This is a genomic window from Taklimakanibacter albus, assembly GCF_016595235.1.
Classification (GTDB): domain Bacteria; phylum Pseudomonadota; class Alphaproteobacteria; order Rhizobiales; family Aestuariivirgaceae; genus Taklimakanibacter; species Taklimakanibacter albus.
Map to the genome: position 1 here is coordinate 2,132,629 of NZ_JAENHL010000008.1, position 23,332 is coordinate 2,155,960.

Sequence of the window (23,332 nt, forward strand, 5' to 3'; positions counted from 1 at the left end):
CGAGGAGTTGTGATAGTCCAAAACCGCGCTTGGTTCAAATCACGGTCCAGCGTCCGGATAACCGGATTGTATCCTGACAATAATGCCGGTGAAACAGCCCCCGGCACCCACATATGCGGCAGAATGGTGCTTTATTCCGGCGCTGGGAGGTGAGCTATTTGAGCGCCTGGGCCAAGGCTGCGTCGTAACGGGCCCGCAGGGGCGCGAGCCGGCTCACCAGGTCCATTCCCAGGACCTTGGCGTAGTCGTCGCCGTCAGGCGACGCCTTCCAGTCGTTCTCGACAAAGCGCGCATCGGCGCGACCGGTGCCGGTCACTTCGACCTTTGCGTCCTTGAAGCTCGCGGCCGCCTTGCTGAGATCGACGAGGAAAGTCTCGTCGCTGACACCACTGTAAGGCTTGCCCTGCGCATCAGTCACATTGAGGAAAAACATCTCCTCATCGAAAGCGGTGAAGCCTTCGCCGAGTGCGGGATTGACGCTTGCCGCATGACGGAAGAAGGAGGCCGCCTCGGCGGCGCCGATCGGATGATCGAAAGTGACGACGCCATAGGCCGTATCACCCGCGCCTTCCGGTGCAAAGTCGGTGATCAATACACTCCATTGCCGGAAGACATAACCCAAAGACGCCGCAAAGCGATCGGCCGTCTTGTTGTCCACGTCCATGGCGGATTGCAGCGAGGCATTGGTCTCGAGCTTATAGCCGCCCGGCATCAGCAAGGTGGAGATCTTCTCCGGAGCGATCTGCAACAGGCCGAGAATTTCCGGAAGCTCGCTCTTGCGCGCCACCTCGGTCAACTCGACGCGCCGTTCATAGGGCATTGTCGCCGGATCGATCTTGTGAATGTCGAAATTCAACACCTCATAGGAGAAGAGCAATGTCGGACGCTCTTCGGCCATCACGGCCGGAGCGAGGAGACAAAGAAGCACGAAGCCGAAGGCAAAGGCTTTGAAAAAGGTCCGCATGTTCTGGAAATTCCCGAGAAGAGTGACGACGCAAGGCGCAGGTTAGAGACGAGAGTCTGATCCGGCTTTGATAGTTGTTGGATTTTTCCTTCACGGCGACATGATTCTTCGATGGCGGAATATCCCTCAGGATGACCCGTATGTGAAGGGCCCGAGCCCAATCAGCAACGGAAATGTCACCATGACATTGTCAGCCCTCGGATTATTCGCCGCCGCGATCTTCATTCTCGCCATCTCGCCCGGCCCCACCGCGGTGGCGCTCGTTGCGCGGGTGATCAGTCATGGCGGCTTCAGTTGTCTGCCCTTCACCGCGGCCTTGTGGATCGGCGAAGTTTTCTTCTTCACGGTGGCGGTGCTCGGCCTTTCGGCTTTGCTCAGCCAGTTCGCCTGGGCGCTGACACTCATCAAATGGGCAGGCGTCTTCTATCTCGCCTTTCTGGCCTATCGATTGTGGTTCGATTTGACGGCCGCGAAGGGACCACAGCCGGCCGAACGCACCTCACCCGTGAAGCTCTTCCTCGCCGGACTGGCGGTCACCTTCACCAATGCCAAGGTGATCGCCTTCTATCTTGCGCTGCTGCCGGCGGTGGTGGACTTTGGCCAGATCTCATTCGCCAGCTGGCTCGAGCTCACTCTCGTCCTGGTCAGTGTGCTGGCCGCCATCGACCTCGGCTACATTGCCCTGGCAGAGATTGCCCGGCGCCGCCTGGGGTCGCTCGGGCATACGAGAATCCTCAACAAATGCAGCGCCCTGGCTCTGGCCGGCGCGGCTCTACTGATCGCCGCGCAGTGAATTCGGCCCCAAGGTCAAGAATAACTCAAGAAGAAATCAAGGTCGTCTTCAAGCAAACCCGGCACCAAGCCCCCATAGTGAGCAAGACGGCTGAAAGTCCCATGAGACACGTCGAAATGTCCTGACAGACAGAAATATGTCGAAGCCCGGCATCGCGGCGAACCGCATGCGGCTGGGCCCCTGCTCCCCCCTTCCACGCACAGGCAACCGGCTTTCCGGCCCCTCCTGCGTCAGCCATGGACGGATACCCCCTATGAATGTCGCCTATCGCACCGACTGGACCAACGCCGAAACTCTGCCGCGCGGCTATGCCGATCAGAGGATCGTCGCGGAACTGCCGATGCTCAGAAAATATGCATTGCGGCTCACCAGAAGCGCGCATCTCGCCGACGATCTGGTGCAGGACTGCGTCGCGCGCGCCCTGAGCCGACGGCATCTCTTCCATAGCGAGGCCAATCTGAGACCGTGGCTTTTCACCGTGATGCACAATCTTCATGTCAGCCATTGCCGCCAGATGGCGGTACGCACCACCTATGCCGTGGCGCAGATGAAGGTCGCCACCGAGGGACGCGAGGCGACGCAGGAACATGTGACGGACCTGAACCGCGCCATTCGCGTCGTCGCCCTCCTGCCCAAGGAGCAGCGCGAAGTCGTGACGCTCGTCACTCTCCAGGAACTGAGCTATCAGGAGGCCGCCGACATGCTCGGCATTCCGGTCGGCACGGTCATGTCGCGGCTCGCACGCGGCCGCGACAAGATCCGCGCCCTTCTCAAGCCCAAAATTCCTGTTGCGCGACGCCGTGACTTGCTTGAAGGACAGGCGGCATAGACCTCCCGCCCAACCGGATTTTCATGACGGCCAGAAATCTCTTCGACCTCCTGCGTCCCGCGATCGAGGCCAAGCCGGACGCCGTCGCCATCGTCGCGCCGGACGGCCAGGACATCACCTATCAGCGCCTGGGTGAGACCATTGCGCGCTTCGCGCGTGAGGCGCGCGCCCGTGGTGTCACACGCGGACAATGCATCGCCGTCAGCCTGACGCATCCCGCCGCCATCATCTCGATGGTGACGGCCCTGTCACGGATCGGCGCCATCGCCGCCATCGGTGACCGCGCCCGCAATATGATCCAGGCCGGGGTCAAGCTCGACGCCATCATCAGCGACAGCCTCGATTTCGATTCGGGTCCCGAACCGATCCGCTTCGATCAGAGCTGGGCGGCCCAGCCTGGCGAGGAGATCGAACTCGACGACGAAGTTACCCGCGTGCCGGCCGAGCTGGCGCTGATCTGCGCCTCCTCAGGGAGCACCGGCGAGCGCAAGTTTTTCGCCCTCAATTTCGCGACCCAGATCGCCCGCCTCACCTTGCAGGACGAGATGCATGGCGCCGATCACGCAAGACGCCTGATCACGCCCGGCATGGCGGCCCTCTGGGGTTTCCAGAACGGCTTCCGCACCTTGCGTTCCGGCGGACTTCTCATCTTCCCGGGCCGCAACGCCGTCCACACGATGGCGGAGATCGAACGGCTTGGCATCGAAGAGATCATGACGACGCCCAATCTCCTGGTCGATCTCGTCAATGCCCGCGAGGCGACAAAGGCGCGGCCGGCTCTCAGGAAGATCATTGTCGGCGGGTCGCAGGTTTCGGCGACGCTCCTCGAGCGCGCCCGCCTGACATTGTGCCCGGAGATCGTGGTCGCCTATGGCTCGACCGAAACCGGCCCGACCGTGCTCGGCGATGCCGGTCTGGTTACCGATCAGGCGGGAGCGATCGGCCGGATCGCGCCCTGGGCCGAGATGCGTATCCTGTCACCCACAGGCGAGGCCCTGCCCGAGGGAGAAAACGGGCGCGTGCAGATCCGCGTCGCCGCAAAACATCGCCCCTATGCGCTGATTGCGCAAAGCGGTGTGACATCGCCCTATGACGCCGACGGTTGGTTCGAACCGGGCGATCTCGGACGGATCGAGAATGGTGTCCTGTTCCTCGATGGACGCTCCACCGATGTCATCAATGTCGGCGGCAACAAGCTGTCCGGGCCAGCACTCGAGGATTTCGCCGCCAAGGCACCCGGCGTAGTCCAAGCCGCCGTCACCGGCCAGCGCAATGACGCCGGCTTCGAGACGGTCTGCGTGGCGCTCATCACGGGGCCCGACTTCGTTCTTGCGTCTTTCGATGAGAAATTCTCACGGCGCATCGGCAAGATCACGCCGCGGCGCTATCTGGTCCTCAAGACCTTCCCGCTGCTCGCTTCGGGAAAAGTCGACAAGCAGAAGCTCAAGGCGCTTTTTGCGACGGTTGCCGATCACGGAAGCCGCGCGCTATCGGGCTGAACCACAGAGCGACCAGCGCCGCCGCCACAAGGCGCAACCAGTCCGGCAGCATCGGCCAGACGACAAGGATCGCCAGTCCTGCATAGAGGACCGCTTCCACGAGTCGATCGCGCGTCCTCGCCAGCGCCGCCGAGGCGGCCAGAGCGGCGGCCGACGCCGTCGCCAACGCCACGAAGATCTGCCAGGCCGAACCGATGAGCAACAAACCCGGATTGTAGATGAAAACGAAGGGGATCCAGAAGATCAGAACCGAAAACCGCAAGGCTTCGCGGCAGGTGGCCGAGAAGCTGGCGCCGGTCAGGCCGCAGGTCGCGAGGCAGGCGAAGGCAACGGGCGGCGAGATCATCGATAACATCGCCATGTACAGCACGAAGAGATGGGCGGCCATCACCGGTACGCCCAGCGCCACCAGACCCGGCGCCACCAAGGTGGCGCTGATGACATAGACCGCCGCCGTCGACAGGCTGAGGCCCAGAAGATAGCTCGCCGCGGCGGCGACGAGGAGCGACAGGAACAGACCCTTGCCGCCGATCTGCTCGAGGAGAAAGGCCAGCATCACGCCGAGGCCGGTCGTGTTGATCACCGCCAGCATGATGCCGACGATCGCCGCCGTCACCACCAGCGGCACCAATATCGCCGCCACCTCGCGCAGCTCACGGCGCACCGCTGTCCAGGCAAGCGCGCGACGGCCACGCGATATTGCGACGAGGCCGCAGAGCAGGATGCCGAGGACCGCCGCCCATTCCGGCGACCGGCCATACCAGAACAACAGGACGCTCACACCGATGAGGATGAAGGCGAAGATCGCCAGCGACCGCAGCGCGGCGGCGCGATCGACATGCGGCGCATCCGCCTCCGCCGGCTTGGCCGTGGCTTTGCCGATGCGATGCGCCTCGACGAGCAGAACGAAATAGAACAGCAGCGCCGGGAGAAGGGCTGCAAGCGCGATCTCGGCATAAGGGATACCGGTGAGCTCGGCCATCATGAAGGCGGCGGTGCCCATCACCGGCGGCATCAACTGGCCGCCGGTCGAAGCGACCGCTTCGATGCCGCCAGCCGTGGCGGGTCTGACGCCGTAGCGCATCATCAGCGGGATGGTGACGCTGCCGACGGTCAGCACATTGGAGGTGGCATTGCCGCTGATGGTGCCGAACATGCCCGACGCGAGCACCGCCGTCTTGACTGGTGCGCCGGCATCGCGACCACCGAGCCACAGAGCGAGATCGTTGATCGCCTTGGCGCCGCCGGCGAGAAGAAAGGCGCGACCGAATAAGACGAAGCAGGAGACCGTCACCGTCACGACGATCAATGTCTGGCCGATGATCGCATCGCTGCCGAAGGTCATGTAGGTGAGAAAGGTGCGGGTGCCGCCGCCCAGCGCCGAGAAGGTGCTGGGGAAATGCAGGGTCAGGATTCCGTAGAGAAGGAAGAGAGCTACCAGCACCGTGAGGCCGCGGCCGGCGAGAAACCAGCCGGCGATGAAACAGACCGACATCAACAGAACGGAAAGAACGAGCGTCTCGCTGCGGCCGTCATAGATCGACAGAGTGAGGTCGGGAAAACGAAGGAAGAGCCATCCGCACAGAACAAGCACGGCCATGACGGCAAGCGCCGCGATGGTCCGGCCGGCCGGCAGCCGCATGAAGACCGCCCAGGCCAGGCAGAAGGCCAGCTCCAGCACCGCGAACTGCTCCACCATGAGGTGCGGCTGGATGAGATGGAAAGGATCGAACACCCAGAGCGGCGGCCAGAGAATGAGGCAGGCCGCCAGGACATCCGAGAAAAACGAACGCCCCCTGTCGGCGCGCGCGACAGCTCCGCCCGTTACGGGCTCGCCGGCCATAGACCCAGGCTGCGATAGGACTGCTCGGCGGCGGGGTGATAGGGAATGCCGATCTCGCCGACAATCGTCTCGCGTCCAAGCCAAGAGAAGGATGGATAGGCGGCGACCAGCGTGTCGTGCCGATTGAGCAGAGCGGCAATGAGCGGCGTCACTGCTTCGGCAGGTGCCGCCTCATGCGCATAGAGATAGAAATCATAAGACATGATGCGCGTCGGCTTGGCGATGATCTCACCGCCATCCTTGGGATCGAGCAATTCGGTGCGCGCCACCGGCAGCACCGCCTTGATCTTCGCATCGACCTCATCGCCCGCCGGCAGCTCAAGCAATCTGACACCGCCGACCTTGCGCGCCAGTTCCTGATCGACGCCCGAGCCGATGATGAAGATCGTCACATCGGTGCGGCCGTCGATGAAAGCGTCGCGCATCGACTGGAAGTCGGCGATCTTGACCGACTTCACATCCTGATAGGTGAGGCCCGCTGTCGACAGCATGGCGGCGATGAGCTGCTCGCCGGTCGTCGTGGCGGTGAAGCCCGACGGGATCGTGCGGCCGCGGAGATCGGCGAGGCTTTGGGCCGGATCATCCTTGCGCACCGCAAGAGCGAGGCGGAAAGGGAAGAGTCGTGCCACGAGGCGCAGCGACTTGGCGTTGCGGTCCTTGAACGCACCAGTGCCGTTCCAGGCGGCGGCGAGCTCGGCGCCGTTGGAGAGGCCGAAGGGCAATTCCCCGCGATCGACCAGCGGCAGAGCCTGGCCAGTGCTCTTGAATGGCTTGGGCAGGAAATCGAGCCCTGCTTCCTCCTTCACCGCTTTGGCGACGGCGAGTGCCATCGCGTAGGACGGCGTGCCGGCCGGCGTAGAGCCGATGCCGATAGGTTCGGCTGCGGAGGCGGCACGTCCACCGACGATGATGAAAGCAAAGAGACACAAGGCCCATGCAAGAGCCTTGTGCCGGCAAAATCTGTGCATCTGTGTGTCTGATCAGAAGGTGAAGAGCAGGCCGCCGCGGACCGTCACGTCCGACCAGTCGCCGGAATACTGAGTGTTATCACCAAACGTATCTTCGTCACCGTAGTCGTCATAGAGAACCTCGACACGAGCCTTCAAGAGATCATTGAAAGCCCAATCGACGCCGCCACCAATGGTGAAGCCGGTCAGGGTGGTATTGCGATTCTCGTCGTCCCAATCGATCGACTCGAACTTGGCGATGGCCAGACCGCCGGCGATGAAGAGATCGATATTATCGACACTGCGACCAACGCGGGCACGAAGATGCGCGTTGTACTTCATGTCCGACCACTGCATTTCCTCGGAGACATCATTATCGTCCGGAAAATCGCCAAGCGGTATGCCGATGTCACCTTCGATACCAAAGAGCCAGCCATTGCTGCGCACATCGACACCGACAATTGCGCTCAGGATTCCCAAGTCAGCTTTGGTGGTGTCGCTATCGCTCCCGCCGCCCGAATATTCGACCTCGTGTTTCGCGGTGCCCGTCAAATAGCCGCCGGTGGCGCCGATATAGAAGTTCACATCGTCGAAAGACGATTGAACGTCAGCGTCGGCCGCGAGGGAGGCGGTGGACGAGAGAGCCGTCATGCCGGCAATGATGGCCGGCGTAGCCGACAGCTTAATCAGCTTCTTCATGGAAATCCCCGAATATGCACCCGGCGTGTTTTATAGACTCCGCTGGGTAATAATTCCAGGGCCAATTTATGATTGTAGTCCTTGGAGCTGGCGGCAACCGGAATTCAATCCATGAGTCACATTACCCAATTATCATATAATTAGACATGCTTGCCAAAAGGGCGGAATCTCCATAACTGCAAGACGATGACCAAGCAGCCAAGGCTCGCGCTGGGGCGGGCACAGAAGCGCAACCTCTTCGCGCATGTCGTCGAGGACCTCGGCACCCGCATCATCAAGGGCGACCTCACGCCCGACGATCCCTTCCCGATCGAGGCCGATCTCGGCCGGGAGTTCGGCGCCAGCCGGTCGGTGATCCGTGAGGCGGTCAAGTCGCTGGCGGCGCGCGGCCTCATCGAATCGAAGACCCGCACCGGCATCAGGGTGATGCCGCCCACGCACTGGAATCTGCTCGACCCCGAAGTCCTGAGCTGGCGCTACGGGGCCATGCCGCCGGTGCAGTTCTATGGCGAGCTGTTCGAGATCCGCCTGATGATCGAGCCGCAGGCGGCGGCGCTCGCCGCCGAACGCGCTCACGCCAGCGACATCGCCGAGATCGCCGAGGCCTTCGCCGAGATGACGAAGGTGAGTCCCAACAGCACGGCGGCGATCGACGCCGATCTGCGCTTTCACCGCGCCATCCTCGCCGCCGGCAAAAATGCCCTCCTCCACCAGATGGGCCATCTGATCGCCGTCGGTCTCTATATCAGCCACCAGACGTCGAGTGACTCCTTCACGGTGTTCCTGCCCCAGCATGGCAAGGTGCTCGACGCCATCCGCGCCCGCGACCCGCAGGCGGCCCGGCGCACGATGGAAAAACTCCTGAACGAGACGCGCGAATTCATCACCGGCCACCTGAAGAACGGCCGGAGACGCGCGAAATAGCTAGCCTAAGGACCAGCCGCCATCGATCAACAGATTGGCGCCGGTGATCAGGGAGGCGGCCGGCGAGGCGAGAAAAATCACCGCGCCCACCACATCGATCGGCTCGCCGATGCGGCCCAGAGGAATGTGGTTCAGCGTCGCGTCGTGAGACTTGGCATCGCTCAGAAAGGGCCGCGTGCCGTCGGTCCAGATGAAGGTCGGGCCGACGCTGTTCACATTGATCCTGTGGCTTGCCCATTCGAAAGCGAGGCAGCGGGTCAGGTGATTGATCGCCGCCTTGGTCATGCAATAGATCGCTTCGTTGCGCAGAGCGACGGTACCGGCCTGCGAGCTGATATTGACGATGCGGCCGCCGCCTTGCGCGATCATCAGCCGGCCGACCGCCTGCGTGGTGAAGAAGGTGCCCTTCAGATTGACATTGACGGTCTCGTCGAAGCCCTCTTCGGTGACATCCTCTGCCGGCGCCTCGGGGCCTATGCCGACATTGTTGACCAGCACATCGATGCGGCCCATCGCCTGGTGACCGTCGGCGACGGCGGCGCGGATCTCGCCGAGGTTGGAGACATCCATGCGTAGCGCCAGCGCCCGCCGGCCGGCCGCTTGCGCCGCACGCACGATGTCGGCGACGCTCTCCTTGTCGCGCACGCCGAGCAGGAGATCGGCGCCCGAGCGCCAGCAGCCCTCGGCAATGGCGCGGCCGATGCCGCGCGAGGCGCCGGTGATGAGAACGGTCTTGCCGGCAAGGCTGAAATCCGGCTGCTGCGCGTCGGGCATGAAGGCTTCCTTCCCATGATTATATATAATATTATAAGATAAATTGGCCGCCCAATGTCAAGCCTCTCCCATCAGCGTGACAGGAGAGGCATAGAAAATGCGAGTTGCGTCAGGCAGCGCGCGCCAGGCCGACTTCCGGCAGGGACGGCCGGGTGGCCATCGCCTTTTCCATCATGACGCGGATCTCGGCCGCTTCGGCCTGAGGCAGCGCCAGGCGCGGCGGACGCGTCAGGGCAGAGCCCCGGCCGGCGATCGCTTCACAGAGCTTGATGCATTGGACGAGATCGGGGCGGGCATCGAGATGCAGCAGCGGCATGAACCAGCGATAGATCGCCATCGCCTCGGCGAAACGTCCCTGCATCGCGAGGCGGAACAAGGTCTCACCCTCGCGCGGGAAGACATTCGACAGGCCTGACACCCAGCCTTGCGCGCCGACCGCGATGCTTTCGAGCACGACATCGTCGAGGCCGGCGAACAGGGTGAAACGGTCGCCAGTGAGCGCCTGCAGGTCGATGAAGCGGCGCGTGTCGCCGGAGGATTCCTTGAAGCAGACGATGGTCTCGACATCGGCGAGGTCGGCGAGCATCTGCGGCGTGACGTCGATCTTGTAGATCGGCGGGTTGTTGTAGACCATGATCGGCAGGCTCACCGCCTGGCCGACGGCGCGGTAATGCGCCACCGTCTCGAAGGGCTTGGCGGAATAGACGAGCGCCGGCATGACCATCACCCCGTCGAGGCCGATCTTTTCGGCGGCGCGCGCCGTCTCGATGGCGAACGGCGTCGTATATTCGGCGACGCCGCCGATCACCGGCACCCGCTTTTTGGCGACCGACTTGGCCATCTCATAGACCGAGCGTTTCTCAGCTGCGGTGAGCGAGCAGCCCTCGCCGACCGTGCCGCAGATGATGAGGCCCGACACGCCGTCGCGGATCAGGCCTTCGATGACGCGGGCGGTGGCGTCGAGATCGAGGGTGAAATGCCCATCATCCTTGAACTGGGTGGTGACGGCCGGGAACACGCCCGTCCAGGAACAGCGGCTCGATGTCATGGCTAACCTCATACAGCGGCGTTTATGGCGCTGCTTCTACCGGAAAGAGCACAAATTGTCTATTGAATATTTTATACAATCTATCTTTCCACGCTAAGCCTTTGATTTGTCGTGGCTCAAACCATCACTTTTACGCCCGAAGCCGCGAAACGCTCGCCGAATTCGGGCGGCGGCGGCTTGTTGGTAACGACTGTAAGCGCATGGTCGAGCGCATAGGTCGTGATCGAGGCGCGGCGGCCGAATTTCGAATCGTCAGTGACGATCACCACCGGCTGGGCATTGCCCGCCACGATGCGGCGCAGGTCGCTTTCATCCTGGCCGTAATCCATCCAGCCGAATTCGAGATCGCAGGCGGCGATGCCGACGATCGACAGGTCGAAGGCGAAGCGGCGCACATAATCGCAGGTCTCGTGGCCGACGATGGCATTGTCGTTCTCGCGCAGCATGCCGGGCGTCATGCGCACGCGTAAGCCCTCGGCATGGGCGAGGATCTTGCCGATATCGAGCGAATTGGTGGTCACCGTGACATTGGCGAAGCTGTGCTTGGCCATCGCCTGGGCGACGGCGACCGGCGTCGAGCCGGTATCCATGAAGACCGACATGCCGTCCTGAACCAGGCCGGCGGCGATCTGGCCGATATGGATCTTCTCGCGCGCCTTGACGCGGGAGCGTTCGAGAATGGGCTGCTCGCGATCGATCTCGTGGCGCACCGCGCCGCCATGGACGCGGCGCAGCTGGCCCCTCGCCTCGAGCTCGCTCAGATCGCGGCGGATGGTCTCTTCGCTTACCCCGAAAGCGGGCGCCAGGGACCTGACCCTGACCCGGCCGGTCGCCTCCAGCTCACGCAGGATCGATTGATGCCGGATAACGCTCAGCGCTGGCAGGTCCTGGTCGATCATCTCAGCCTTCACCCCGCTTCTCGATTATACGAGATGAAGCCAGTTCGTCCATCGCTGATCATCCATGAAAAGCCGGGCGCGCATGAATTTCCAGGCGCCATATTTATGGTAGTCGAAATCGAGCGACGAGATGCGCTCCTGGACCATGGCCCAGAGCGCCCATTTGAAATCCGCGACGGCGCGCATCACGGTGAGCCGGGCCGGATGCTGGGGCGACGAGGAGCGGAAATAGCGCCGGGCGATCTCCTCCACCACCGCCTCGCTGTAGAACATCTCGCCGATCCACACGCCCAGATCATAATAACGCTCATTATTCGAGGCCCATTCGAAATCGATGAGCTTCACCTGATTGTCGGGCGACAGCAGGAAATTGCCCGGCATCGGATCATTGAAGCAGGACGTGATGTCGAGGCCCGAGGCGGTGAAGGCGCGTTTGGCGGCGTCATATTTGGCTTTGAGGACGGCGAAGTCGGCCGGCAGGCTCGATTTGAGCTCGGCGGCCTGCTCGATATGCTCCTCAGTCATGTCGAAGATGGTGCGGGTGATCATCAAAGGCGGGCAGGCGTGAAACTCGCGATAGAGATCGGTCACCCTTCCCCAGATTTCGGAATCGAGAAAGTCGACATTGGTCGAGGTGCGGTAACCGTCGAGGAATTCAGTAACCTCCAATCCGGAGACCGGATCGAAATAAACGACCTCGGCGCCGACGCCGCGCTCGAAAGCCAGCCGCGCCGCCTGGTTCGAGGCCTTGCGGTTGATGAAGAGCTCGCTGCCCTTGCCCGGGATTTTCAGGAAATAAGGACGCGTGTCGCCATCGACCTCGAAACGCCAGTTCGAATTGGAAAGCCCACCGCTCACCATCGAATAAGAGACAGGGCGGCCGGCGAAAAGCGGAATGGTGGCGATCATCGCCTCCGCCTCTTTTTCGGCGGCGGTCCGCGCCTGGCCAAATTTGAGTTTCTCGCTCATAGACGCCCCAAGCAGGTTTCGAAATCGGGATGCCGCATCGCCATGCGGGCGCGCAACAACCGCCATTCGGCGAATTTGAGATATTCGACCGACCGGCGCGGCGACAGATGCGAGGTCAGAAGCCCGATCATGGCCCAGCGCAGATCATCGGCGACGCCATAGAGCCGGACGCGCGCGAAGAGCTTCTCATCGGCGCGGCCATGAAACTCCTCGAAGACGGCCGCCATATCGGACGTGAACCAGAAAGCTTCAACCAGATGCGAGGCGAGATCCTCATAAGGATCGCGATTGGCGGCGAGATCGTAATCGACGAGGCGCGGCGGCTGATCTTCATGGATCATCACATTGGAGGCGTTGCCGTCGCCATGAGAGGGCAAGAGGTCATAGCCGGCGGCGCGAAGGCCCGCGGAGATCCGGCGCGCCTTGCCGATCAGCTCAGGGAAATCAGCAGGACGGTAGGCCTCGGCGCCTGCCAGCGCGTCATGCAATTCCTCGATATGAGCACCAACAGTCAGCGTGCGTGGCAGTTTCGGCCCCGCATGCAGCGCCTTGCGTAGCTTCAGCGCGGCCACACCATATTTACCGCCGGGCGCCATATCAGCGAGCGTCGCGGCGCGCCAGCCATCATCCAGCGCTTCCATGACCAGAAGCCCATGCTCGATATCGGCGGCAATGACGCGGGGGCCGACGCCGATCTCGCCGGCATGCCGCGCGGCAGCGACGATCGAGGGCCAATGACCATAGAGTGATATCTCGCCATGATAGGCCTTGGCGAAAACCGGACGCGCACCATCAAGAAGGATGCCGGTGGCATCGACGCCGCGCCAGCTCGGCGAGGCATGCGCCGCGCAACCGTCGCGCCAGGCGGGCGACGGGTCAGAGATCTGTGCTAATCGTCGAGCTCGTTCAGCGAGCTTCTCTTTGTCTTGCGCAACCGATGTGAACATCGATCCTCCCTGTTGCGCGGTATCTATCCTAGACACCACCCTTTGTGACCAGAGTCCTGAGCATATTGGTGAGAACATCAAGCCCTAAAGCGAGATCGGCGGGATCGGTGCGCTCCAGAGGCGTATGACACAGTCCGCCGATGCTCGGCACGGCGATGACGATCGAGGGCGTAAACGGCGCCAGACGCACCGCGTCATGGGCGGGAATCGTATCGAGCGCCAGAACATCGATCGCCATGTCCCGGGCGGCGTCCTCGGCAAGCGCGGCAAGTGAGTCCGAGAAGCGGCCGGGCCGCCGATATTCGTCGCGTTCGATCTCCATCTGCGTCTGGGTCGCCGCGGCGGTCTCGGCGATCTTCGCTTCGAGGCGCGCATAAGCGTCGTCGATCACCTTCTCATCGGCCGAGCGCAATTCGATGAAGAGGCGGACGCGGCTCGGCACCACGTTGGGCGAATTCGGCGAGACCTCGATGCGGCCGACGGATGAATGCATCACATCCTTCGGCACCAGGTCGACGAAACTCCGGACCGCGGTGATGATCTGCGCCGCCGCAAGGAGCGCGTCGCGCCTTTCGCTCATCAAGGTCGGACCGGTATGGGACGGCGCGCCATCGACGCGCAATTCGATCTTGCGGCAACCCCACCAGCGCTTGAAGATGCCGAAGCGCAGATTGCGCCGCTCCAGCACCGGACCACATTCGACATGCAACTCGACATAGGCGGAGGGCAGCGCCGGTGCTTCGTCTTCGCCGAGCCAGCCGATTTCGCTGAGCGCGTCACGTACACTGACACCGTCACCGTCACGGCGCGCCAATGCGTAATCGAGCTTGAAGTCGCCGACATAAGTGCCGGAGCCAAGCGTCGAAGGCTGCCAGCGGGCGCCCTCCTCATTGGTCCAGGCGGCGATGCAGAGATTGGCCTTCGGTGCGAGACGCCCGGCGCGGATATCGGCAGCGATAGTTTCGGCGGCGACGCAGCCGGCGACGACACCATAAGTGCCATCGAGGCAGCCACCATTGGGCTGGCTGTCGATATGGGAGCCGGTCATGATCATCGGCGCGTCGGGCCCGGCGAAATCGACGATGCCGAACATGTTGCCGATGCGATCGACCACCAGCCGGTAGCCGCGCTGCTTCAGCCAGTCGGCCATGAACTGGCGCGCCTCGCCATTGGCCGGCGTGCCTTCGGGACGGTGGATGCCGCCCGCCGCCGTCGCGCCGAAACGCGAGAAGCCGCTGAGCAAAGCATGGAACGAGGCGTGAGGCCCGGAGGTCGGAGTGATATTCACGGAATGCCCGATAATGTGAGATTTCTTCGAAACAGGCATAATCCCTCTTGACCGCTTGTGCAACTGCCTTATAAAAATCTCCAATAATTAAAGGGTAAACGCGTTTTCCGCCTGAGTTCGCATGCCTCGCGCCACGGCCTCATGTTGGAAAATGTGTGTTTATAACCACATAGGGAGAGAAACGATGACCCTTTCCAAGGGACGGAGTCTGAGCCGGCGGTCGTTCAACACATTGGCGCTGGGAGGGGCGGCGGCCTCGACACTCGCCACACCCTTCATCCGCCGGGCCTATGCCGACACCCGTAAGACCCTCATTTTCGGATCGGGCGAGCCGGTGACGGCGAGCTTCGATCCGACATCCCACACCTCGCTCGCCCAGATCAATCTCGAGGGCTTCATCTTCGGCCAGCTGTTCCGCACGCCGATGCGCCCCGAAAAGCCGGACGAGATCGTGTGGGAGCTGGCGACCGGGCAGAAGATCATCGACCCCTATACGATCGAATATTCGCTGCGCGACGGCGTCAAATTCCACGACGGCGCCGCCTTTTCGGCCGAGGACGTGAAAGCCTCGCTCGAATATGCCTCGCAGGCGACACGTCCGGCCGCCTGGTATCCGGGCCCGGTCGAGGTGCAGGTCGTCGACCGGCTCACCGCGCGTGTTTCGACCAAGGCCGGCGGCTATCCGGCGAGCGCGCTCTATTTCCTCATGGGCTTCCTGCCGATCATGTCCAAAGCGGATGTGGCGGATCCGAAGCGGCTGCAGGCGCATCCCAACGGCACCGGCCCCTTCCAGTTCGTCAAGCAGGACGGCAACTCCACCGTTCTCAAGGCCTATGACGGCTTCCAGAACGGCCGGCCGCTGCTCGATGAACTGCGCTTCAGCTATATCGGCGATGCGACCACCCGCGTCCTCGGCCTGCTCGGCGGCGAGATCGACATCATCGAGCGCCTCGAGCCCGAGCAATATGAGACGCTCGTCTCCGACAATCGGGTCAAGACGCAGCGCACCATCTCGACCGAGAACAAATATCTGCATTTCCGCTGCAACAAGCCGCCCTTCGACAATCCGCTGATGCGGCGCGCGGTGGCGCATGCCATCGACCGCGAGCAGATCATGGGTGTCATGGGCGTCGCCGGCCATGCCTCGTCCAACTACATCTCGCCGCTCAAATTCGGCTATGTCGACCTGCCCGATTATCCGAGCTACGACCCGGCGAAATGCCAGGAGCTGCTCAACCAGGCGGGGTATCCCAAAGGCCAGGGCCTGCCCGAGATCGAATATCTGACCGGCACCGGCTTCTATCCCAAGACCAAGGAATATGGCGAGGTCATCACCGCGATGCTGCAGGAGCAGGGCATTCCGGTGAAGCTCACGGTGCTCGAAGTGGCGGCGTGGGTCGAGAAGATCTACCAGGCCAAGGAAGGCGTGCCGCATGACAACATGGTCGATGTCGGCTGGTCGACCGGCTCGCCCGAGCCCGATCTCGTTCTGCGTTCGATGTTCCACGGCTCGGCCGGCCCGCAAGGCGGCCTCGTCAACGGCATCCGCGACAAGGAAATCGACGCAGCGCTCGATCTCGAGCGCGGCACCGCCGATCCCGAAGAGCGCAAGAAGATCATCCAGACGGTGACGACGCCGAAGATCATGGAAAAGCTGCCGTCCTTCTCGCTCTTCACCTCGGTCAACCTGCATGCGATGCGGGCGAGCCTCGACGGCGCCTATTTCTACCCGAACGGCCCGCTCGACGTGACCAAGGCGCAGTACAGCGCGACCTGATATCGTCGTACCCCTAAGGGAGATCGGCCATTGGGATTCGTATTCCGGTTTCTGCTGAGACGGGCCTTACAGGGCGTGGTGATCATGCTCCTCGTCTCGATGGCCATCTTCACCATCCTGCGCTGGGACGACAGCAAGAAAGACACACCCGCACGGCTGATCCTGGGTCCGATGGCGACCCAGGATTCCATTGACCGCAAGACCGAGGAGCTCGGCTTCAACGATCCGATCCCGGTGCAGTATCTGGCCTATATCGCCAATGTGTTCCGCGGCGATCTCGGGACCTCCTATATCCGCGCCGAAAGCGGCATGTCGCTCGGCGCCACCCAGGACGACATCCAGACCCAGCGCGCCAGCGTCATGCGGCTGATGACCGGCTCCTTGCCGATGACCCTGCAGCTCGCCGCGGTGGCTTTGTTCATCGCCATGCTGATCGCGGTGCCGATCGGCGTCGCCGCCGGCCTCAATCAGGGCCACTGGCCCGACCGGCTCGCGGTCTATCTCTCCTCCATCTTCGTCTCGCTGCCGAATTTCTGGCTCGGCATCGTGCTCGCCTTCCTGCTCACCGCCCAGCTCGGCTGGCTGCCCTCTATCGGCTACAAGGGCTTCGCCTATACGATCCTGCCGGCGACGGTGATCGCCATCGAGATGGCGCCGCTGTTCATCCGCTCGCTGTCGGTGTCGATCGCGGCGGCGGTGCGGCAGAATTTCATCGCCCTTGCCCATGTGCGCGGCATCCCGTCCCACACCATCTTCCTGCGCAATGTGCTGCGCAATATCGCGGTACCCAATCTCAATCTCTTCGGGGTGCAGATCGGCGCCCTGCTCGGCGGCGTGCTCATCGTCGAGTATATCTTCAACTATCCGGGCTTCGGCCTTCTCACCGTGCAGGCGGTGAGCCAGCGCGACTATCCGGTGATCCAGGGCATCTCGATCATTTCCTCGGCGATCTTCGTCATCGCCAATATCCTCGTCGACCTGGTGAGCGCCAAGATCGACCCGCGCGTGGAGCTGTGACCAGGGTGACCGACACGACCGCAACCTCACTCGCCGCCGCCGGCGCGGCCGCGCGCGGCGCCAGTCCCGGCGCCAGGCTCTGGCGCGAGACCTGGCGGCAGCGCGAGTTCCGCTTCGGACTCATCGTCATCCTGCTGCTCGTCGCCGCATCGATCCTGGTGCCGCTGCTCACCGGCATCGATCCCGGCAAGATGCAGATCAAGAACAAATATTTGCCACCGATCTTCCTGCCGGGCGGCGACTGGACGCATATCCTCGGCACCGATCATCTGGGCCGCGACCTCTTCGTACGCTCGCTGATCGGGCTGCAATATGCGCTCGGCATCTCCTTCACCACCGTGCTCCTGATGTTCTTCTTCGGCTCGGCGGTAGGCCTCATCTCCGGCTATTTCGGCAAGGTGGTCGATGCGCTGCTGATGCGCCTCACCGATGCGCAGCTCTCGATCCCGCTCATCATCCTCGCCATTACGCTCCTCACCGTGTCGCGCCCGACGGTGCCGCTCATCATCTTCGTACTGGCGGTCTCGGGTTGGCCCGTCTATGCGCGGGTGGCGCGTGGCGTGACTTTGAGCGAGCGCAACAAGGAATATGTGCGCGCCGCCCATATTCTCGGTGCCTCGCACTGGCGCATCATCCTCACCATGATCGCGCCCAATATCCTGCCGCCCATCGCTTTCGTCGCCGTGCTCGATCTCGCCCGCATGATGATCTTCGAGGCGATCCTCGGCTTCATGAGCATCGGCGTCCAACCGCCGACACCGACCTTCGGCAATATCATCGCCGACGGCCGCAAATATCTCATCAATGCCTGGTGGATCGCCACCATGCCGGGCGCCTTCCTGCTGCTCGCTCTGCTGTCCATCAACCTCATGGGAGCCTCGCTTGAACGCGCCCGCAACAAACTTTTCTCCGGCCAGATCTGAGCGCACGCCGGTGCTCGACGTCGCAGGCCTTTCGGTCGAGCTGGCGCGCGAAACGGAGAGCCGCGTCATTCTGGACGAGGTCAGCTTCAGCGTGCCGGAGCGCGGCCTCATCGGCATTGTCGGCGAAAGTGGAGCCGGCAAGACGGTGCTCGGGCGCGCCCTCACCGGCTGGGTGCCGGAGCCGCTGCGCCAGACCGCCGGATCGGTGTCGATCGACGGGCGCGTGCTGACGACGCTCAAACCGGAAGAGCTGCGCCAGATCCGCGGCCGCACCATCGGTTATATCGGCTCCGATCCGGGCACGTCCTTCGACCCCACCATTCCTATCGGCGTGCAGATCGCCCAGAAGCTGCGCGCCGTCGTGCCCGGGACGAGCCGCGATGCGGCAAAGAAGCGGGTGCTCGATCTTCTCGACCAGGTGCGCATTCCTTCCGCGGCGCGCCGCTTCGATGAATATCCCTATCAGTTCTCGGGCGGCATGCTGCAGCGCGCGGCCATCGTCGACGCGCTCGTCGCCAAGCCGAAGATCCTCATTTGCGACAACATCACCCAGCCGCTCGATGTGACCATCGCGGCGCAGATCGTGCGCCTGCTGCGCGGCCTCGAACGCGATCTCGCCACGGCCATCGTGTTCTTCACCGCCTCGATCCCGGTCGCCAAGGAGCTGATCGACGATCTGCTCGTTCTCGAAAAGGGGCGCATCATCGAACGCGGCGGCATCGGCGCCGTCATCGCGAAACCGGTCTCGCCCCATACAAAACGATTGATCGACAGCTCGCCGCGCATCTGGGGGCAGAATGTCGATGTCCCACGGCCCGCCCCAGCCAAGGAGGCCAAGAGCGAACCGCTGCTGCTGGTCGCGGATGTCGTCAAGACCTATCGTGTGCCCGACCGCACCCGCTTCACCGGCACGCTCGACGTCAAAGCGGTCCGCGGCGTGACGCTGGAGATCCGGCCCGGCGAAAATGTCGGGCTCGTCGGTGAATCGGGCTGCGGCAAGTCCACTCTGTCGCGCTTGCTGAGCTGGATCGAGGAGCCCGATGCCGGGCGCATCGTATTCCAGGGCAAGGACATGGCGAGCCTCAGGGGCAAGGAGCGCCTCGCCATGCGCCGGCGTTTCCAGCTGCTGCTACAGGATCCTTACAACTGCCTGCCGCCGCATCTGTCGGTGGCGCGCACGATCCGCACTTCGCTCGACATTCACGGCGTCAAGGGTGCGGAAGCGCGCGACAAAGTACGCGCGGTGATGCACGAAGTCGGGCTCAAGGACGAGGATGCCGAAAGGCTGCCGATCGGCATGAGCGCCGGGCAGCGTCAGCGCGTCAATATCGCCCGCGCCCTTGTGCTCGAGCCGACATTGCTTATCCTCGATGAAACGCTTTCCTCGCTCGACCCCGCCGAGCAGAGCCGACTCATCGACCTGTTCGAGCGTCTGCAGGTGAAACACGGCCTCACCTATCTGGTGATCTCGCACGACCTGGCGCTGGTGCGCAAAGTCTGCAACCGGGTGGCGGTGATGTATCTCGGCAAGATCGTCGAGAATGCCGGTAATGCGCAGATCTTCGATCAGCCCAGCAATCCCTATACACGCGCTCTGCTCTCCGCCGTGCCGGTGCTCGACAAGGGTCCGTTCAACCCGGCCGAATGCCTGGTCGAAGGCGAGCCGCCGAGCCCGATCAATGTGCCGACAGGCTGCTCCTTCGCCTCACGCTGCCCCAAGGCGCAGGATCTGTGCCGGACAGATGAGCCGGCCTTCACGCCACTCGGCGACGGCCGCGGCGGTGTGGCCTGTCATTTTCCGTTTGTATGAAGCTTCCCTTCTCCCGCCTGCGGGAGAAGGGGGAGTTAAGGTGAAGAGGAATAGAACTTAGCCTGGGCCGTATGTGTCCCCATGGATATCGCAAACATCGTTCTCGTGCTGTGGACCGCCCTCGTCCTCTATTGCTTCGGCCAGATCTGGTTCGTGCAGATCGTCATCTATCCGCTGTTCAAGATGGTGGGTGAGCGGGACTATGTGACCTATCACCATTTCTATGCGAGTCACATTCCACTGCCGGTGATCCTGCCGGGCTTCACCTGCTTCCTGTTTCCGCTGGCCTTGATCTTCTGGGGACCCGGCTCCGTTCCGGCCTGGCTCTATTGGCTCAATGTCGCGGCGGGCCTCGTCGGTCTCGCGGTGACCTTGTTCCTCGAAATCCCGCGCCATGCGCTGCTCGAGAAACACGGCAAGGACTTCCAGGTGATCGGCGAGCTCATCCGCTACAACTGGCCACGCACCGCCTCGATCAGCCTGCAGGCCGTGCTCGCCGCGATCATGCTGACCGATATCGTGACGCCCGTCAGTTAGTGTCGCGTAATATCAGGGCGGCGCCCTTCTCACCCACCATGATCGACGGCGCATTGGTGTTGCCCGACGTGATGGTCGGGAAGATCGCGGCGTCGATGACGCGAAGCCCGCTGACGCCATGGACACGCAATTGCGGGTCGACGACGCTGCTCCGCGGGTCAGGCCCCATGCGGCAGGTGCCGACGGGATGGAAGACGGAATAGGACCGGTTGCGGATGTCATCGGCGAAGGCCTCATCGCTTGCGACCTGAGGACCGGGCTTGAGCTCGGTCTCGATTACCGCGGCCAAGCTCGGCGCCTCGCCGAGTCTGCGCAGGAAACGCGCCGCTTCCACCATCACCGCGAGATCCTCAGGCGCCGACAGATAATTCGGATAGATCGCCGGCGCCTCGCGCGCATCGGATGAGCGGATCTCGAGGTGGCCTGAGCTCTTCGGCTTACAGGGCGAGATGCTGGTGTAGAAGCCCGGAAAGGGATCGGGATTCATCAAAGGCCTGGTCTTGGGCGGCGCCTTTTCATAAGTGAGCGGCGAAAAATAAAGCTGGATGTCGGGTGCGGCGAGACCGGGCTTCGAGCGGTAATAGCCGCCGGCCTGGTTGAGGCTCAGCGACAACGGGCCCTTACGCGTCAGTATATATTGCAGGCCCACTCTGAGCTTGCCGTGCCAGGGATAAAGCACCGTGTTGAGGCTCGGCGCCGACGTTCTGTAGGTGAAATCATAACAGAGATGGTCCTGCAGATTGCGCCCAACAGCCGCATTGTCGAGGAGCACATCGATGCCTTGCGCCTTCAGCACCGCAGCCGGGCCGATACCGGAGAGCTGCAGCAGCTGCGGCGAGCCGATCGAGCCGGAGCTCAGGATGATCTCCCTTGTGGCGCGGGCCTCACGCAACATGTCGCCTTGCCGATAGGTGACACCGACCGCGCGTTTGCCCTCGAAGATGATCTTCGTCGCCTGCGCCCCGGTGACGATGTCGAGATTGGGCCGCTTGCGCAAATAGGCGGAGGCGGATGATTCGCGAAAGCCCTTGCGGGTGGTGATCTGATAGAGACCGGCGCCTTCGATGGTCGCGCCATTGAGATCGGGGCTGTAGGGAACGCCCACTTCCTCAGCCGCCTTGATGAAGATGCGGCTCAGCGGATGGGCTTCCTTGTCGATCGTCGTCACATGGAGCGGCCCGCCGGCGCCGTGATGGGGACCGGCGCCCAGATCATGGTCCTCAAGCTTGCGATAGGTTGCGAGCACATCGTTCCAGCCCCAGCCTTCATTGCCCAGCGCCTCCCATTCGGCGAAGTCCTGCTCCTGTCCCCTGGAATAGACCATGGCGTTGATCGAGCTCGAGCCGCCCAGAACTTTGCCGCGCGGCCAATAGCTGATGCGGTTGTTGAAGCCCGGCACCGGCTCCGTCTGATACATCCAATTGACACGGCTGTCATAGAAGGTGCGGCCGTAACCAATGGGCATCCTGATCCAGACATTGCGGTCGGACGGACCCGCTTCGAGCAGCAGCACGCGATGACGGCCGCTTTCGCTCAAGCGCCCCGCCACCGCCGAGCCGGCCGAGCCCGCGCCTATGATGATGTAGTCCCACATGATGCTGATGGAATTGAGTTTTAGATGACAGGAGCCTATGCCAAGATCGGGCCTCAGGGAAGTGCAACGGCATGATCATCAGAAAACTCGAGACATTCGCCAATGAGTTCGTCGGCTTCGTCCGCGTGACCGCCGATACCGGCGATCAGGGCTGGGGCCAGCTCTCGACCTATAATGCCGACATCACCGCCGAGATCTTCCACCGCCAGGTGGCGCGCCATGCGCTCGGCACCGATGCCATCGACTTCGGCCCGACGCTCGAGCGCATCAATGAAAAGGAGCATAAATTTCCGGGCTCCTATTTGCGGCGCGCCACGACCGGGCTCGATACGGCGCTGCTCGACCTGCGCGGCAAGCTCGAAGGCAAGCCGGTCGTGTCGCTGCTCGGCGGCAGGCCTAAAAAGATCCGTGCCTATGCCTCCTCGATGAAACGCGACATCACGCCGGAGGACGAGGCGCGGCGCTTCCTCAAACTGCGCGATGAAAAAGGCTTCACCGCCTTCAAATGGCGCGTCGGCGCCGAATGCGGCCGCGATGTCGATGAATGGCCGGGCCGCACCGAGAAGATCGTGCCGCTCGTCTCGCGCGCCTTGGGCGACGGCATCGACAAGCTGGTCGACGGCAATTCCGGTTATTCGCCGAAACGCGCCATCGAGGTCGGACGCCTTCTCGAAGATGAAGGCATCGGCCATTTCGAGGAGCCCTGCCCCTATTGGGAATTCGCCCAGACGAAGGAGGTGCGCGACGCGCTGAGCCTCGATGTCACCGGCGGCGAGCAGGATTGCGAGTTCACCGCCTGGGAGCGGATGATCGAGATGGGTGCGGTCGACATCATCCAGCCCGACGTCATGTATCTGGGCGGCATGCTGCGCACGCTGCATGTCGCGCGCCTCGGCGCACAAGCGGGGCTGCCCTGCACGCCGCACAGCGCCAATCTCTCGCTCGTCACCTTGTGCACGATGCATCTCCTCGCCGCCATCGACAATCCCGGAAAATACCTCGAGCTGTCGATCGAAGGCCTCGATTATTATCCCTGGCAGGACGGGCTCTTCGTCGAGGACCCGTATAAGGTCGTCGACGGCCATGTCGAAATCTCCGACCGGCCCGGCTGGGGTGTCGAGGTCAATCCGCAATGGCTCGACCGCGCCCAGCACAAGGTCAGCGAACTCGGCTGATCCGCTGTTCTTCCCCTGTAAAAGAACAGCGGAATCTACAGGGGATTAGCAGCGGATCTGCAGGGATCTACAGGGA

At 62.8% G+C, this 23,332-nt stretch carries 21 protein-coding genes; 10 read left to right on the forward strand and 11 right to left on the reverse strand.

Features of this window, described 5'->3' with window-relative positions:
- Window positions 1-154: 154 nt before the first annotated feature.
- The gene (locus tag JHL16_RS33170; protein ID WP_200189108.1) at window positions 155-964 is read right to left on the reverse strand and encodes a hypothetical protein; all 810 of its coding nucleotides are present in this window, start codon (window positions 962-964) and stop codon (window positions 155-157) included.
- Between the two features lie 181 nt (window positions 965-1,145).
- On the opposite strand from JHL16_RS33170, the gene JHL16_RS33175 reads away from it, so the two are divergent.
- From JHL16_RS33175 to JHL16_RS33185, 3 genes are all read left to right on the forward strand, one after another.
- Window positions 1,146-1,757: a LysE family translocator gene (locus tag JHL16_RS33175; protein ID WP_200189109.1), complete on the forward strand. Its 612-nt coding sequence runs from the start codon at window positions 1,146-1,148 to the stop codon at window positions 1,755-1,757.
- Window positions 1,758-2,010: 253 nt separating this feature from the next.
- Window positions 2,011-2,586: a sigma-70 family RNA polymerase sigma factor gene (locus JHL16_RS33180; RefSeq protein WP_200189110.1), complete on the forward strand. Its 576-nt coding sequence runs from the start codon at window positions 2,011-2,013 to the stop codon at window positions 2,584-2,586.
- A gap of 23 nt (window positions 2,587-2,609) precedes the next feature.
- Window positions 2,610-4,085, forward strand: coding sequence for a class I adenylate-forming enzyme family protein (locus tag JHL16_RS33185; RefSeq protein WP_200189111.1), 1,476 nt, complete (start codon window positions 2,610-2,612; stop codon window positions 4,083-4,085).
- On the opposite strand, the gene JHL16_RS33190 is transcribed toward JHL16_RS33185, so the two are convergent.
- The 3 genes from JHL16_RS33190 to JHL16_RS33200 are packed head-to-tail and all read right to left on the reverse strand — an operon-like array spanning window position 4,030 to window position 7,574.
- Window positions 4,030-5,928, reverse strand: coding sequence for a TRAP transporter permease (locus tag JHL16_RS33190; RefSeq protein ID WP_200189112.1), 1,899 nt, complete (start codon window positions 5,926-5,928; stop codon window positions 4,030-4,032). The genes JHL16_RS33185 and JHL16_RS33190 overlap by 56 nt on opposite strands.
- The gene (locus JHL16_RS33195; RefSeq protein ID WP_281436067.1) at window positions 5,910-6,896 is read right to left on the reverse strand and encodes a TAXI family TRAP transporter solute-binding subunit; all 987 of its coding nucleotides are present in this window, start codon (window positions 6,894-6,896) and stop codon (window positions 5,910-5,912) included. The genes JHL16_RS33190 and JHL16_RS33195 overlap by 19 nt, the downstream gene beginning before the upstream one ends.
- 12 nt (window positions 6,897-6,908) lie before the next feature.
- Window positions 6,909-7,574, reverse strand: a complete 666-nt coding sequence (locus JHL16_RS33200) for an outer membrane protein (protein ID WP_200189114.1) — start codon at window positions 7,572-7,574, stop codon at window positions 6,909-6,911.
- Between the two features lie 186 nt (window positions 7,575-7,760).
- Here JHL16_RS33200 and JHL16_RS33205 point away from each other — a divergent pair, with 186 nt between their 5' ends.
- Window positions 7,761-8,498: a FadR/GntR family transcriptional regulator gene (locus tag JHL16_RS33205; protein WP_200189115.1), complete on the forward strand. Its 738-nt coding sequence runs from the start codon at window positions 7,761-7,763 to the stop codon at window positions 8,496-8,498.
- On the opposite strand, the gene JHL16_RS33210 is transcribed toward JHL16_RS33205, so the two are convergent.
- The 6 genes from JHL16_RS33210 to JHL16_RS33235 form a co-directional block, all read right to left on the reverse strand.
- Window positions 8,499-9,272 carry an SDR family NAD(P)-dependent oxidoreductase gene (locus JHL16_RS33210; RefSeq protein ID WP_200189116.1) on the reverse strand — a complete coding sequence of 258 codons (774 nt, stop codon included), beginning with the start codon at window positions 9,270-9,272 and terminating at the stop codon, window positions 8,499-8,501.
- 109 nt (window positions 9,273-9,381) lie between these two features.
- The gene (locus tag JHL16_RS33215) at window positions 9,382-10,320 is read right to left on the reverse strand and encodes a dihydrodipicolinate synthase family protein (RefSeq protein ID WP_200189117.1); all 939 of its coding nucleotides are present in this window, start codon (window positions 10,318-10,320) and stop codon (window positions 9,382-9,384) included.
- A gap of 116 nt (window positions 10,321-10,436) precedes the next feature.
- Window positions 10,437-11,219 carry a DeoR/GlpR family DNA-binding transcription regulator gene (locus JHL16_RS33220; RefSeq protein ID WP_200189118.1) on the reverse strand — a complete coding sequence of 261 codons (783 nt, stop codon included), beginning with the start codon at window positions 11,217-11,219 and terminating at the stop codon, window positions 10,437-10,439.
- Window positions 11,220-11,243: 24 nt separating this feature from the next.
- Window positions 11,244-12,188 carry a choline/ethanolamine kinase family protein gene (locus tag JHL16_RS33225; protein ID WP_200189119.1) on the reverse strand — a complete coding sequence of 315 codons (945 nt, stop codon included), beginning with the start codon at window positions 12,186-12,188 and terminating at the stop codon, window positions 11,244-11,246.
- Entirely contained in the window at window positions 12,185-13,135 is a 951-nt protein-coding gene (locus JHL16_RS33230) for a phosphotransferase (RefSeq protein WP_200189120.1), read from the reverse strand. The genes JHL16_RS33225 and JHL16_RS33230 overlap by 4 nt, the downstream gene beginning before the upstream one ends.
- A gap of 28 nt (window positions 13,136-13,163) precedes the next feature.
- Window positions 13,164-14,423, reverse strand: coding sequence for an allantoate amidohydrolase (locus tag JHL16_RS33235; protein ID WP_200189121.1), 1,260 nt, complete (start codon window positions 14,421-14,423; stop codon window positions 13,164-13,166).
- A 184-nt stretch (window positions 14,424-14,607) separates the two neighbouring features.
- On the opposite strand from JHL16_RS33235, the gene JHL16_RS33240 reads away from it, so the two are divergent.
- The 5 genes from JHL16_RS33240 to JHL16_RS33260 all read left to right on the forward strand — a co-directional run bounded on the left by JHL16_RS33240 (window position 14,608) and on the right by JHL16_RS33260 (window position 20,487).
- The gene (locus tag JHL16_RS33240) at window positions 14,608-16,200 is read left to right on the forward strand and encodes an ABC transporter substrate-binding protein (protein WP_200189122.1); all 1,593 of its coding nucleotides are present in this window, start codon (window positions 14,608-14,610) and stop codon (window positions 16,198-16,200) included.
- Window positions 16,201-16,230: 30 nt separating this feature from the next.
- On the forward strand, window positions 16,231-17,217 hold the full coding sequence (locus JHL16_RS33245) for an ABC transporter permease (RefSeq protein ID WP_246771244.1): 987 nt from the start codon (window positions 16,231-16,233) through the stop codon (window positions 17,215-17,217).
- Between the two features lie 5 nt (window positions 17,218-17,222).
- Window positions 17,223-18,140, forward strand: a complete 918-nt coding sequence (locus JHL16_RS33250; RefSeq protein ID WP_420884581.1) for an ABC transporter permease — start codon at window positions 17,223-17,225, stop codon at window positions 18,138-18,140.
- A 10-nt stretch (window positions 18,141-18,150) separates the two neighbouring features.
- Complete coding sequence (locus JHL16_RS33255) at window positions 18,151-19,950, forward strand: ABC transporter ATP-binding protein (RefSeq protein ID WP_348647315.1); 1,800 nt, start codon at window positions 18,151-18,153, stop codon at window positions 19,948-19,950.
- A gap of 81 nt (window positions 19,951-20,031) precedes the next feature.
- Window positions 20,032-20,487, forward strand: coding sequence for a hypothetical protein (locus JHL16_RS33260; RefSeq protein WP_200189124.1), 456 nt, complete (start codon window positions 20,032-20,034; stop codon window positions 20,485-20,487).
- Here the strand turns inward: JHL16_RS33260 and JHL16_RS33265 are convergent.
- Complete coding sequence (locus JHL16_RS33265; RefSeq protein WP_200189125.1) at window positions 20,480-22,081, reverse strand: GMC family oxidoreductase; 1,602 nt, start codon at window positions 22,079-22,081, stop codon at window positions 20,480-20,482. The two genes, JHL16_RS33260 and JHL16_RS33265, sit on opposite strands and share 8 nt — an antisense overlap.
- Before the next feature lie 71 nt (window positions 22,082-22,152).
- Here JHL16_RS33265 and JHL16_RS33270 point away from each other — a divergent pair, with 71 nt between their 5' ends.
- Window positions 22,153-23,256 (forward strand): mandelate racemase/muconate lactonizing enzyme family protein, encoded by a 1,104-nt coding sequence (locus JHL16_RS33270; protein WP_200189126.1) that lies wholly within the window; start codon window positions 22,153-22,155, stop codon window positions 23,254-23,256.
- Window positions 23,257-23,332 lie beyond the last annotated feature (76 nt).